Genomic DNA, 12199 nt, shown 5'->3' on the forward strand with positions numbered 1-12199 from the left:
GTTTCCCAATGCACGATTTCAAGACAGCGCTGGTCGCCATCGCCGCTCTCGGTACGCTCGTGCATGGCCCCGCCTTCGCCCAGGGCGGCGGCACGCCGCCCCCGCCCGGCGTCACCGTCCAGACCGTCGTGGCGCAGGACCTGCCGGTCACCTACGATTATGCGGGCCGGGTCGCCGCATCCCGCGAGGTCCAGGTCCGCGCGCGCGTCGGCGGCATCCTGCTCGAGCGCGACTTCGAGGAAGGCTCGCGCGTCAAAGTCGGCGATCTTCTCTTCCGGATCGATCCCGCGACCTACGAGGCGCAGGTCGCGCTCGCCCGTGCGCAGGTGCTGGAAGCCCAGGCCGGCCTCTCGCAGGCCCAGCGCAGCGAGGAGCGCGCCCGCACGCTCGCCCAGCGCGGCGCCTCCAGCCAGGCCAATCTCGACGATGCGATCTCGGCGCGCCAGCTCGCCGAAGCCCAGGTCGCGGCCGCGGAAGCGCAGTTGCGCACGGCGAACCTCTCGCTCGAATACGCAACGGTCCGCGCGCCGGTCAGCGGCATCACCAGCCTCGAACAGGTGCCGGAAGGCAGCCTTCTGAGCTCGGGCGATCTCCTGACCCGGATCGACCAGCTCGATCCGATCAACGTCAATTTCTCCGCCGCCGACACCGAAGCCGCCTCGATTCGCGAACTTCTCGACGAAGGTCGTCTCGAGGGCGCGGACGAGGCCTCCGATCTCACCGTGACGATCCGGTTCGGCGACGGCTCCACCTACGACAAGACCGGCCGGATCGACTTCACCTCGACGACGATCGACACGCAGACCGGCACGATCCTGTCGCGCGCGGTGCTGCCCAATCCCGACCGGCGTCTCCTGCCCGGCCAGTTCGTGCGGCTGCAGGTCGAGGGCCTGTCCGTGGAGGACGCGATCACGATCCCGACCGAAGCGCTGATGCAGGGGCCGCAGGGCACGTTCGTCTATACGGTGGGGGACGACAATTTGGCCGAGGTCAAGCCCGTGACCGTGGCACGCGAGCTGGACGGCATGATCCTGATTTCCGAAGGTCTCGACGTCGGGGACAAGGTGGTGACCGAAGGCGTCGTCAAGGTGCGGCCCGGCGCGCCGGTCGATCCGCAGCCGTCCGGCACGCCGCCGGCCGAGGCGGAGGATAGGGGCGAAGGCTCCGAAGACGGCGAGGCCGGACCCGGCGGGACGTCCTCTCAGTCGGACGGCGCGGACCGCGCCGCGACCGCGCTGGCGAGCGAGGCCACGGCCGAGGCGACGCGCCCGCCGGTGCCGCGGACCGCGTTGCCCGACGGGCAGGCCGCCCGGAAGGCCCAGAACAATGTCGAACCCGAACGAACCGGCTCGAACGAGCGTGCGGAGCTGATTCGATGAACGCGCGTTTCTTCGTCGACCGGCCGATCTTCGCCGCCGTCATCTCGATCCTGATCGTCCTGGGCGGGTTGCTGTCGCTGACTTCCCTGCCGATCGAGCAATATCCCGAACTCGTCCCGCCGCAGGTCCAGGTGCGCGCGTCCTATCCGGGCGCCAGTGCCGAGACGATCGCCCAGACGGTTTCGGCGCCGATCGAACAGCAGATCAACGGCGTCGAAGACATGCTCTACATGCAGTCGACGAACTCCTCCACGGGAACGGCGACGATCACCGTGACGTTCGCCTCCGGCACCGATCCGGACCAGGCGACGATCAACGTCAACAACCGCGTCCAGCAGGCCGCCGCCTCCCTGCCCGAACAGGTGCAGCGCCTCGGCGTCACCGTCTCCAAGCAGAATTCGTCGATCCTCGCGGTCATCACCATGGCTTCGGACGATCCGCGCTACGACGCGACCTATGTCTCGAACTATGCGCTCCTCAACGTGCTCGACGAGCTGAAGCGCCTGCCCGGCATCGGCCAGGCGCAGCTGTTCGGCGCGCGCGACTATTCCATGCGCGTTTGGCTGCGCCCGGACGCGCTCGCCCAGTACGGCCTGACGCCCGGCGACGTCGCCGCCTCGATCCGCGACCAGAACGCCCAGTTCGCCGCCGGCCAGTTCGGCGCCGAGCCCAACAATTCCGATCTCGCTTTCACTTACTCGGTGACGACGGCGGGCCGCCTGCCCGATGCCCAGGCCTTCGAGAACATCATCCTGCGCTCCGACGAGAACGGCTCCTCGCTGCTCCTGAAGGATGTGGCGCGCGTGGAACTCGGCGCGCAGGACTACGGCTTCAACGGCTTCTACAACGGCACACCCGCCGTACCGATCGGCATCTATCTCCAGCCGGGCGCGAACGCGCTCGATACGCTGGCGGGCGTGCGCGAGCGGATGGAGGATCTGTCCGAGGCGTTTCCCGACGGCATCGCCTACGCGATTCCCTACGACACGACGAAGTTCATCGAAGCCTCCATCGAGGAGGTCATCGTCACCTTCATCGAGGCGATGGTGCTCGTCTTCATCGTCGTCTTCGTCTTCCTGCAATCGTTCCGGGCAACGCTCATCCCGATGCTCGCGGTGCCGGTCTCGATCATCGGCACGTTCGGCGTGCTCCTGGCCCTCGGCTTCTCGATCAACCTTCTCACCCTCTTCGGGCTGGTGCTCGCCATCGGCATCGTCGTCGACGATGCGATCGTCGTCCTCGAGAATGTCGAACGCATCATGACGACGGAGGGCCTCAACCCGAAGGACGCGACGGCCAAGGCCATGACGGAGGTCGCAGGTCCCGTCATCGCGATCGTCCTCGTCCTGTGCGCCGTGTTCATTCCGGTCGCCTTTCTCGGCGGCCTCGCCGGCACCATGTACCGCCAGTTCGCGGTGACGATCGCCGTTTCAGTGACCATTTCGGGCATCGTCGCCCTGACCCTGACCCCGGCCTTGTGCGGCGTTCTGTTGAAGAACAGCCATTCCAAGCCGTTTGCCCCGTTCCGCTGGTTCAATGCCGGCTTCACCAGGCTGACGAACTGGTACGGCGCGGGCGTCGCCTTCATCATGCGCCGGGCCTTCCTCGCCCTCGTGCTGTTTGCGGGGCTTCTCGGCGGCTCCTACTATTTCTTCCAGACCATTCCCGGCTCGCTGGTTCCCGAGGAAGACCAGGGCGTCAACTTCGCCGTTGCGATCCTGCCGCCGGCCGCCTCCCTGTCACGCACGACGCAGGTGATGGACCAGCTCTACGAGAACGTCTCGAAGAATCCCGCCGTCGAGGACGTCACCGCGTTCGCCGGCTTCGATCTCCTGTCGGGATCGCAGAAATCCTCGGCCGGCGTCGCCTTCATCACCTTGAAGGACTGGGCCGAGCGCACCGACCCCGCGCTCGACGCCCGCAATCTCACCGGCCAGTTCATCGGCATGAACGCCGGCATCCAGGACGCGATGGTGCTCGCCTTCAACCCGCCGCCGATCCAGGGCCTGTCGACGACGGGCGGGTTCGACCTGTTCATCCAGGACCGGCGCGGCGCCGGCGTCCAGCCGCTGCTGGAGACGACCAACGCGCTGGTCGCGGCGGCCGCCGAGCGTCCGGAACTGGCGGGCGTACGCACGACCTTCTCGGCCAGCGTGCCGCAATACGAGGTCGAGGTGGACCGCCAGAAGGCGCAGTCGCTGAACGTGCCGATCTCCTCGATCTTCGAGACCATGCAGTCGACCTTCGGCTCGCTCTACGTCAACGATTTCACCCTTCTCGGGCGCAATTTCCGGGTTTCGCTCCAATCGGAAGCCGATTTCCGCGAAAAGCCCGACGATCTGCGATTCGTCTACGTCCAGGCCACCAACGGGGCGATGATCCCGCTCGACACGCTGCTCAACGTCAAGCGGATCATCGGACCGGACCTTCTGGAGCGCTACAATGCCTTCACCTCGGCCAAGGTGTCGGGCAATCCCGCGCCGGGCTATTCGTCGGGTCAGGCGCTCGCCGTGATGCAGGAGATCGCCGCCGAGACCCTTCCCGACGGCTACGACATCGCCTGGACGGGTTCGGCCTATCAGGAGATCGCCTCGGGCGGCACGGGGCTGACGGCGATCGGGTTCGGCATCCTGATGGTGTTCCTGATCCTGGCCGCCCAGTACGAGCGCTGGTCGCTGCCCATCGCGGTGCTACTGGCGGTTCCCTTCGCCATGTTCGGCGCGCTGCTCGCGATCTATCTGCGCGGCATCGACAACGACGTCTATTTCCAGATCGGCCTGGTGACGCTGGTGGGGCTGGCGGCCAAGAACGCCATCCTGATCGTCGAGTTCGCGGTGCTGAAGCGCGACGAGGGCCTTTCGGCCTTCGACGCCGCGCTCGAAGGGGCGAAACTGCGTTTCCGGCCGATCGTGATGACGTCGCTCGCCTTCATCCTCGGCGTCGTGCCGCTGGCGATCTCGAGCGGCGCGGGCTCGGCCTCGCGCCACTCGATCGGTACGGGCGTGATCGGCGGCATGCTGTTTGCGACCTTCATCGCGATCTTCTTCATCCCGCTGTTCTACAAGCTCCTGTCGCCGAGCGACAAGGCGATGGCGAAGCAGCGCGAGGCGGCAGAGGCGAGGCGCCGCGAGGCCGAGATCCGCAGCGCCGGGGGTGGCGAGAGCGTTCCGGCGGAATAGGTTCCCGGAAGACCGGGCGGGGCCGTTCGCGCCGACCGGTCTTCCCGCCCCCACGACACCGGACGCCCGATGACCGAACGCAGGCCCTCTTCCCTCTTCATCCTCACCGGCGCCGGCATCTCGGCCGAATCGGGCGTCGAGACCTTTCGCGACAAGGGCGGGCTCTGGTCGAAGGTGCGGCTGGAGGACGTGGCGACGCCCGAAGCGTTCGTCCGCGATCTGGCCCGGGTGCAGGCCTTCTACAATGCGCGCCGCGCCGGCCTTTCGGCCGTCTCGCCGAACGCGGCCCATGAAGCGCTGGCGCGGCTCGAACACGAATTTGCCGGCACGCTGACGCTCGTCACGCAGAACATCGACGATCTTCACGAGCGCGCAGGGGCACGCCGCGTCCTCCACATGCACGGCGAACTCGCCAAAGCGTTCTGCAACGGGTGCGCAGAGCGCCGCGACGCGACGCGCGATCTTGCCGTGGACGATGCCTGCCCGGCATGCGGAAAGACGGGCACGATGCGGCCGGACGTCGTCTGGTTCGGCGAGATACCCTATCACATGGACCTCATTCTCGAACGGCTCGCAAGCGCCGATCTCTTCGTGTCGATCGGCACGTCGGGCGCGGTCTATCCCGCCGCCGGCTTCGTTTCCGAGGCAAGGCAAAGGGGCATCCGGACCCTCGAACTCAATCTGGAGCCCTCCGACGGCAGCTGGCAGTTCGACGAGGCGCGGCACGGGCCGGCAAGCCGTCTCGTGCCGGCCTTCGTGGACGCGATCCTGCGCCCCTGAGCAACCAGGCTTTCCGCCCGGCATGCTGCGAGCCCGCCGTTCCGCAGCATCCGGCAGGATCGCCGATCAGAGCGTTCCGGCGGCACGGTGACGTTCGAGCGCGGCCTCGTCGTCGAGATCGTCGAGCGTTTCGATCGTCGCATGACGCCCCGGCGGCAGGTTGCCGACGACACTGCGCAGCGTCGTCGGCGCCGACCATTCGACGCCGTCGAACAGCGTTCCGGGCGGGGCCTCCCGCGCGCCGACGAGATAGAATCCCCCATCCAGCGCAGGGCCGAACACGAAGGGCGCAACCTCGAGCGCGCGAAACGCCGCCGCGATCTGTCGCGCGGAAAGTCCCGGAATATCGCTGCCGACCACGAGGACCGGCGCATCGTTCGCAGCTCTTGCCAATGGCCGCAGCATGCGCGCGCCGAGATCGCCCGTTCCTTGCGCCATGCGGCGCGGCAGCGGCGGCCACAGCGCATCGTCGCACGCCGTCTCGTCGGGGGACACCGCAAGAACCGTGTCCCAGCGCGGATCGCGCACGCCCGCAACGGTCCGCGCCAACAGCCTTCGATAAAGGATCAGGACTTCGTGCGCGCCGATGGTTCCGGCGAGCCGCGTCTTCACCGTTCCAAGGATCGGCGCCTTCGCGAGAACGACCACGGTCGCCCGCGCGAAAGGCGTCGTCGTCTCTGTGCCGCCGCCTTCGCTCATCGCGCCTTCAATCGCGCATAGAGGTTCGCGATGCGGCCTGGCGGGACGCCGCAGACGAAGGCAAGGCGCAGAAGCCACATGGCCGCGATGGTACGGACCGCGCCGTTCGCGTCCCAACGCCGGCCCGACGTGATCGCCTTCGCCCGCACACAGGCGGGACGGGACAGACGGCGCAGACGCTTCGACATCGCGACATCCTCCATGAGCGCGATCTGCGGAAACCCCTCGACGGCCGCGAAGGCCTCGCGCGTTGCGAAGATCGCCTGGTCGCCGGTCGCAACGCCGGTCGACCGCGAGCGCAGATTCATCATCGCGGCGACCAGCGGAAGAAGGCGGGAGCGGCCCGCGATCGCGACGTCGAAGCGGCCCCAGGCGCGCCCGTCCGCCAGCCCCTCGGCGATCAGCCGTTCGGCGCCGTCCGGAAGCTGCGTATCGGCGTGGAGAAACAGGAGCACGGCAGCGTCCACCGTTCCGGCGCCCGCGTTCATCTGCCGGGCGCGTCCGGGCGGCGAGTGGGCGACGATGTCGGCCAGACCCTCCGCCATCGCGACCGTTGCGTCGGAACTGCCGCCGTCCACCACGATGATGACCCCGTTCGGGCAGGCCCGGCGGGCATCGCGCAGGGTCCGCGCAATAGACGCGGCCTCGTTGAGGACAGGGATGACGACGGACAGCGTCCGGTCGCTCGAAACAGGTCGGCGGCCCATGCCCGAAGACGCCTTACGGATAGAGGCGCGTGATCACCCAGGGCGCGTCGCGGTCGGCCCGCTCGTAGAGCGCCCGGTCGTGCAGGCGAAACGGGCCGTTCTGCCAGAACTCGATCGCCATCGGCACCAGCCGGAAACCCGACCAGTGGGGGGGACGCGGGATCTCCTCACCCTCATATTGTTCGGCGAGCTCGGCCACGCGCTTTTCCAGCATGGCGCGGCTTTCGAGCGGCTTCGACTGCTCGGAGGCCCAGGCGCCGATGCGGCTGCCGCGCGGGCGGGACTGGTAGTAGGCATCGGCCTCCTCGTCCGAGACGATCTCGATCGGGCCGCGGATGCGCACCTGCCGAAGGCTGGATTTCCAGTGGAAGGCCATCGCCGCCCGCATGGAGGCGAGGATCTGCCGGCCCTTCGACCCCTCGAAATTGGTGTAGAAGACGAAACCGCGCGCGTCGAAATCCTTCAGGAGGACGATGCGCACGTCCGGCTGGCCGTCGGGGAAGACGGTTGCGAGCGAGAGCGCGTTCGCATCGTTCGGCTCGTTGGCTTCGGCCGCCTCGAACCATGTCGCGAAAAGCGCGAACGGATCGTCGCCGACGGGCTCGTCGCCCAGCCGCACATCGCCGTTGCGCTGCGGCTTCATGCGCTCGTCCTGCGTCTGATCGGACATTGTCGTCAATCTCCCCAACGATCCCTATGGCCCATGACATAGGCCTCCGGATGGGTTTCGCCAAAGCGTCGTTCCGTCCTTGCCGAAAAAGCACGAGGCCGCGCAGCCGGCATCGGGCTTGCGCCTTGCGGCGACCAGCGCGAAGCGCCCTCTTTTATCGGAACGGAAAAAATCCCATATAGGCGCCAAGATGACGAAATGGCTCCACCCGAGCGTTTCACCGCCACCTTCAAGCGAACAGCACAAGGACGACGAGCGCGATGCGCGATCCCTACTCCGTACTCGGTGTTGCGAAATCGGCGAGTGAGAAGGAGATCAAGTCCGCTTTCCGCAAGCTCGCCAAGCAGTACCACCCCGACACCAATCCCAACGACAAGGCCGCGGCCGCCAGGTTCAACGAGGCCAACCAGGCCTACGAGATCCTTGGCGAGAAGGAAAAGCGCGCCCAGTTCGACCGGGGCGAGATCGACAATGAGGGCAAGCCCAAATTCCAGGGCTTCGGCAGCGGCGGCGGCTTCGGCGGCGGCGCGGGACCCTTCGGGGGCACGCGCGGCCAGGCGGGCGCGGGCCCCGGCGGGTTCGACTTCGGCGGGTCGCGCGGGGCCGGGACCGGGCCGCAGTTCGACGCCGAATCGATCTTCTCCGATTTCTTCTCCTCCACCTTCGGCGGCGCCAAGCGCGCCGGCCCGATGCCGGGTGCGGGCGCTGCAGGCGGTGGATTCTCCGCGGCCCGCGAAGCCTCGCGAAAGGGCGCGGACATCGAAGCCTCGCTCTCGATCACCCTGGAGGACATCGTCTCCGACAAGCGGATCGAGGTCGAGTTTTCGAGCGGAAAGCGGCTCGCGATCAAACTTCCCGAAGGCGTCGAGGACGGCCAGACCATTCGCCTGCGCGGTCAGGGCCAACCGTCTCCGACGGCGAGCGGACAGTCGGGCGACGCGCTCGTGCGCATCAGGATCCTGCCGCACGAGCGGTTCCGCACCGACGGCCGGGATCTGAAGGCCGACATATCGGTGCCGCTGCGCACCGCCGTGTCCGGCGGCAAGGTCGCGGTCGACACGCTGGACGGCCGGGTCAATCTGACGATCCCGGCCTGGACCGATTCGGGCCGCACCTTCCGGCTGAAGGGCAAGGGGCTGACGACCAAGATCGGCACGCGCAACGATCTCCTGATCACGACGCGCATCGCGCTGCCCGACAAGGACGATCCGTTGCGCGCGGTGCTCGAGCGGGAACTGGCGAAGGAACCGGTCTCCGACTGACGGCCGCAACCCCGTCCGGGGTCGCGCGCCGGCAGACCGATGCCGGTCTCTGGCCGAACCGCCGGCCAATGCCTGCAAGCTATTGATTTATTTGAATCAAGCAACCCGGTCTGGCGGCCCTTGCCGGCCGGCCGGCCGATGGGGTTCCACACCGCCCCGTCACATTGCGCGACAGTTGCAACAAAGGGTGTTCGCCGGCACCCCGTCGCTTTCTTGAAGGGCTTGCGGGCCTGTGCCATACCGCAGGTTCAAAAAAAGCAGCAGGATCCGCGAGGTTTGCGGAAAGGAGTGGCGCAATGTCCCAGATGACCGGTCTCATGAACGGCAAGCGAGGCCTGATCATGGGCGTCGCCAACAATCGCTCCATTGCTTTCGGCATCGCGAAGGCTCTCGCCGAACAGGGCGCGGAGATCGCCCTCACCTATCAGGGCGAAGCCTTGAAGAAGCGCGTCACGCCGCTTGCCGCCGAACTCGGCGCCCATGTCGCCGGCCATTGCGACGTGGGCGACGATGCCAGCGTCGACGCGATCTTCGATCATCTTGCCGAAAAATGGGGCAAGATCGATTTCTTCGTTCATGCCGTCGCCTATTCCGACAAGTCCGAGCTCACCGGCCGCTACGTGATGACGAGCCGCGAGAACTTCCTGCGCACGATGGACATCTCCGTCTACTCGTTCACATCGGTCGCCGCGCGGGCGCAGCGCCTGATGAACGATGGCGGCGCCATGCTGACGCTGACCTATTACGGCGCGGAAAAGGTGATGCCCCACTACAATGTGATGGGCGTCGCCAAGGCGGCCCTCGAAGCCTCCGTGCGCTATCTCGCCGTCGATCTGGGCGGGCAGAACATCCGCGTCAACGCGATTTCGGCCGGTCCGATCAAGACGCTCGCCGCTTCCGGCATCGGCGATTTCCGCTACATCCTGAAGTGGAACGAGTACAATGCCCCGCTGAAGCGCACCGTGACCACCGACGAGGTCGGCCAGTCCGCACTCTATCTCCTGTCGGACATGTCGAAAGGCGTCACCGGGGAGGTGCACCATGTGGATTCGGGCTACCACACGGTCGGCATGAAGGCGGTGGACGCGCCGGACATTTCCGTCGTCAAGGACGAATAGACGGCCGGGACCGCAGATCATTCCAGGGAATTGCAACATCATGGTCGCCGACGACATCTATTTCTGCCGGCATGGCCAGACCGAATACAATGCGCAGGATCGGCTGCAGGGGCGCCGCGAGGTTCCCCTCAACGCGCTCGGCCGCTCTCAGGCGCGGCGCAACGGCGTCTATCTCCGCAGGCGCCTCGGCGAGCGCGCGGAGACCTTCACATTCATCGCCTCCCCCATGGACCGCGCGCAGGAAACCATGCGCATCATCCGCACCGAACTGCGGCTCGATCCGGAGGATTACCGGACGGACGACCGGCTGGTGGAAGTCGGCTACGGCGATTGGGAGGGTTCGACCATTCCGGAGGTCGCTGCGCGCGATCCGGACGCGGTCGCGGCGCGAGAGGCGGACAAGTGGAACTATCGCTGTCCGGGCACCAATTCGGAGTCCTATGCCGAACTCCTGTTGAGGATCGAGCCGCTTCTGGCGAGCCTGACGCCGCAGACGATCATCGTCTCCCATGGCGGCGTCGGACGGGCCGTTCTCTGCGGCGTCGGCGGGATCAGCGAGACGGACGCGGCCATGACGATCGTGCCGCAGGACCGGATCCTCACCTTCGACCGGACCGGACCCCACTGGGTCTGATCCGGCTCATGCGGCATGGCTTTCGCGTGTCGTCTCTTCGCCTCAGGCCGAGAACGGATAGATGTTGTGGCCCGAGGCGACGTCGTAGATGACGTGGACGGGCATGCCCGGCAAGACCGCCCCATAATCGAAATCGTTCGGCAGATCGTAGGTCTGCCCGTCGGAAAGCTGGAGCTGCCGGGCTTCCTCGTTGACCTCCAGAACGAAACCCTCGGCTTCGATGGCACTGGCCGGAATGCTCATGGCAACGCTGAGAAACGAGCTGGCGAAAAAAGCGACGATACGTCGTGACATGGGACCCACCTCCGGGGCGTCGTCCGGCAAGGGCGACACTGCGTCTTGCCGATGGACGAACGCGAAAAAACCGTTCACGTCCGGGACCTTCTCCAGCGAAACGGACCTTGGACCATCCCCATGGCCTTCCGTCCGCCCGCACCGCTGCCGAAGGCGCCGCACGCTCAACAGATGGGCCCCAGATTATGGCAATTCCGCGCACCCCGGCTGACGAATTCGTGAGACCGGTTTGACGCTGGCCGCTCGCCTGCCCTATTGCGGCTCGGGGACGTGCGCCTGACGCTTTGCGCACAAGGTTTTTAGGTTTTGTGAACCATGTCGCACAATACGTTCGGTCATCTGTTTCGTGTCACCACCTGGGGCGAAAGCCACGGGCCGGCGATCGGCTGCACGATCGACGGTTGCCCTCCGGGCATCCGGTTCACGCTCCGCGAGCTTCAGGACGAGCTCGATCGCCGCAAGCCCGGCTCCTCCCGATTCGTCACCCAGCGCCGGGAGCCGGACGAGGTGAGCGTTCTGTCCGGTGTTCTGGCCGACGAGACCGACTCCGACGTGATGATCGCCACCGGAACGCCCATCGCCCTCCAGATCCAGAACGTCGACCAGCGCTCCAAGGATTATGGCGACATCGCCAGGCAGTACCGGCCCGGCCATGCCGACTACGCCTATGACGTGAAATACGGCCTGCGCGACTTTCGCGGCGGCGGACGCTCCTCGGCGCGCGAGACCGCCATGCGGGTCGCCGCCGGAGCCATCGCACGCAAGATCGTGCCGGGCCTCAGGGTTCGTGGCGCCATCGTCCAGATCGGCGACAAGGCGATCGACCGCGCCAACTGGGATTGGGCGGTCGTCGAGCGGTCCGACAATCCCTTTTTCACGCCGGACGCGGCTTCGATCCCGGTCTTCGAGACCTATCTCGACCAGATCCGCATGGATCACGACAGCGTCGGCGCGATCATCGAGGTGGTCGCGGAGAACGTGCCCGCCGGCCTCGGCGCGCCGCTCTATGCCAAGATCGACAGCGATATCGCGGCGGGCCTGATGTCGATCAACGCCGTGAAAGGCGTCGAGATCGGCGACGGATTTGCGTCCGCCGCGCTCAGGGGCACCCAGAACGCGGACGAAATGCGGATCGGGACGGACGGCAGGCCGGTGTTCGAGGCGAACCATGCCGGCGGCGTCCTCGGCGGCATCTCCACCGGCGCCCCCATCGTCGCCCGCTTCGCCGTCAAGCCCACCTCGTCGATCCTGACGCCGCGCCGCTCCATCGATCGGGACGGGCAGGAGATCGAGGTGGTGACCAAGGGCCGGCACGATCCGTGCGTCGGCATCCGCGCCGTGCCGATCGGCGAAGCCATGGTGGCCTGCGCCATCGCCGACCATTTCCTGCGCCACAGGGGCCAGACCGGCCGGATCTGACGCATGGCACGCTTCGGATCGCGTGCCGCCCGATCGATCCGGTCGTCCCCGAAATTGT

The 12199-nt window shown here is 66.9% G+C and carries 11 protein-coding genes; 7 read left to right on the forward strand and 4 right to left on the reverse strand.

Translation table 11 applies throughout. The features are described 5' to 3' along the window. Positions 1 to 8: 8 nt before the first annotated feature. The 3 genes from U0C82_RS05155 (at position 9) to U0C82_RS05165 (ending at position 5338) form a co-directional block, all read left to right on the forward strand. Positions 9 to 1379: an efflux RND transporter periplasmic adaptor subunit gene (locus U0C82_RS05155; protein ID WP_322186016.1), complete on the forward strand. Its 1371-nt coding sequence runs from the start codon at positions 9 to 11 to the stop codon at positions 1377 to 1379. After that, a complete protein-coding gene (locus U0C82_RS05160; protein ID WP_322186017.1) occupies positions 1376 to 4558 on the forward strand; it encodes an efflux RND transporter permease subunit in 3183 nt (1060 codons plus the stop codon). The genes U0C82_RS05155 and U0C82_RS05160 overlap by 4 nt, the downstream gene beginning before the upstream one ends. A 69-nt stretch (positions 4559 to 4627) precedes the next feature. After that, on the forward strand, positions 4628 to 5338 hold the full coding sequence (locus tag U0C82_RS05165) for an NAD-dependent deacylase (RefSeq protein WP_322186018.1): 711 nt from the start codon (positions 4628 to 4630) through the stop codon (positions 5336 to 5338). A gap of 66 nt (positions 5339 to 5404) precedes the next feature. Here U0C82_RS05165 and U0C82_RS05170 read toward each other — a convergent pair whose 3' ends face one another. The 3 genes from U0C82_RS05170 to pdxH are packed head-to-tail and all read right to left on the reverse strand — an operon-like array spanning position 5405 to position 7387. Then, on the reverse strand, positions 5405 to 6037 hold the full coding sequence (locus U0C82_RS05170; protein ID WP_322186019.1) for a TIGR04282 family arsenosugar biosynthesis glycosyltransferase: 633 nt from the start codon (positions 6035 to 6037) through the stop codon (positions 5405 to 5407). Continuing rightward, the gene (locus tag U0C82_RS05175) at positions 6034 to 6744 is read right to left on the reverse strand and encodes a TIGR04283 family arsenosugar biosynthesis glycosyltransferase (RefSeq protein ID WP_322186020.1); all 711 of its coding nucleotides are present in this window, start codon (positions 6742 to 6744) and stop codon (positions 6034 to 6036) included. The genes U0C82_RS05170 and U0C82_RS05175 overlap by 4 nt, the downstream gene beginning before the upstream one ends. Before the next feature lie 13 nt (positions 6745 to 6757). Then, positions 6758 to 7387, reverse strand: coding sequence for a pyridoxamine 5'-phosphate oxidase (pdxH, locus tag U0C82_RS05180; protein ID WP_322186853.1), 630 nt, complete (start codon positions 7385 to 7387; stop codon positions 6758 to 6760). 287 nt (positions 7388 to 7674) lie between these two features. Between pdxH and U0C82_RS05185 the strand changes: the two genes are divergently transcribed. From U0C82_RS05185 to U0C82_RS05195, 3 genes are all read left to right on the forward strand, one after another. After that, positions 7675 to 8676, forward strand: a complete 1002-nt coding sequence (locus tag U0C82_RS05185; RefSeq protein WP_322186021.1) for a J domain-containing protein — start codon at positions 7675 to 7677, stop codon at positions 8674 to 8676. 296 nt (positions 8677 to 8972) lie between these two features. Next, a complete protein-coding gene (gene fabI / locus U0C82_RS05190; RefSeq protein ID WP_322186022.1) occupies positions 8973 to 9794 on the forward strand; it encodes an enoyl-ACP reductase FabI in 822 nt (273 codons plus the stop codon). Positions 9795 to 9834: 40 nt separating this feature from the next. Continuing rightward, positions 9835 to 10428, forward strand: a complete 594-nt coding sequence (locus tag U0C82_RS05195) for a histidine phosphatase family protein (RefSeq protein WP_322186023.1) — start codon at positions 9835 to 9837, stop codon at positions 10426 to 10428. 42 nt (positions 10429 to 10470) lie between these two features. Here U0C82_RS05195 and U0C82_RS05200 read toward each other — a convergent pair whose 3' ends face one another. After that, positions 10471 to 10722 (reverse strand): DUF1344 domain-containing protein, encoded by a 252-nt coding sequence (locus U0C82_RS05200; protein WP_322186024.1) that lies wholly within the window; start codon positions 10720 to 10722, stop codon positions 10471 to 10473. A gap of 315 nt (positions 10723 to 11037) precedes the next feature. Between U0C82_RS05200 and aroC the strand changes: the two genes are divergently transcribed. Next, positions 11038 to 12141, forward strand: a complete 1104-nt coding sequence (gene aroC, locus U0C82_RS05205; protein ID WP_322186025.1) for a chorismate synthase — start codon at positions 11038 to 11040, stop codon at positions 12139 to 12141. Positions 12142 to 12199 lie beyond the last annotated feature (58 nt).

The sequence above is a fragment of the Fulvimarina uroteuthidis genome, from assembly GCF_034321785.1.
In the GTDB taxonomy this organism is placed as follows: Bacteria; Pseudomonadota; Alphaproteobacteria; order Rhizobiales; family Rhizobiaceae; genus Fulvimarina; species Fulvimarina uroteuthidis.

Bases quoted from the DNA above. Each gene is read 5' to 3' on its own strand.
- U0C82_RS05155 (WP_322186016.1), top strand. From the start codon at position 9: ATGCACGATTTCAAGACAGCGCTGGTCGCCATCGCCGCTCTCGGTACG.
- U0C82_RS05160 (WP_322186017.1), top strand. From the start codon at position 1,376: ATGAACGCGCGTTTCTTCGTCGACCGGCCGATCTTCGCCGCCGTCATC.
- U0C82_RS05165 (WP_322186018.1), top strand. From the start codon at position 4,628: ATGACCGAACGCAGGCCCTCTTCCCTCTTCATCCTCACCGGCGCCGGC.
- U0C82_RS05170 (WP_322186019.1), bottom strand. From the start codon at position 6,037: ATGAGCGAAGGCGGCGGCACAGAGACGACGACGCCTTTCGCGCGGGCG.
- U0C82_RS05175 (WP_322186020.1), bottom strand. From the start codon at position 6,744: ATGGGCCGCCGACCTGTTTCGAGCGACCGGACGCTGTCCGTCGTCATC.
- pdxH (WP_322186853.1), bottom strand. From the start codon at position 7,387: ATGAAGCCGCAGCGCAACGGCGATGTGCGGCTGGGCGACGAGCCCGTC.
- U0C82_RS05185 (WP_322186021.1), top strand. From the start codon at position 7,675: ATGCGCGATCCCTACTCCGTACTCGGTGTTGCGAAATCGGCGAGTGAG.
- fabI (WP_322186022.1), top strand. From the start codon at position 8,973: ATGTCCCAGATGACCGGTCTCATGAACGGCAAGCGAGGCCTGATCATG.
- U0C82_RS05195 (WP_322186023.1), top strand. From the start codon at position 9,835: ATGGTCGCCGACGACATCTATTTCTGCCGGCATGGCCAGACCGAATAC.
- U0C82_RS05200 (WP_322186024.1), bottom strand. From the start codon at position 10,722: ATGTCACGACGTATCGTCGCTTTTTTCGCCAGCTCGTTTCTCAGCGTT.
- aroC (WP_322186025.1), top strand. From the start codon at position 11,038: ATGTCGCACAATACGTTCGGTCATCTGTTTCGTGTCACCACCTGGGGC.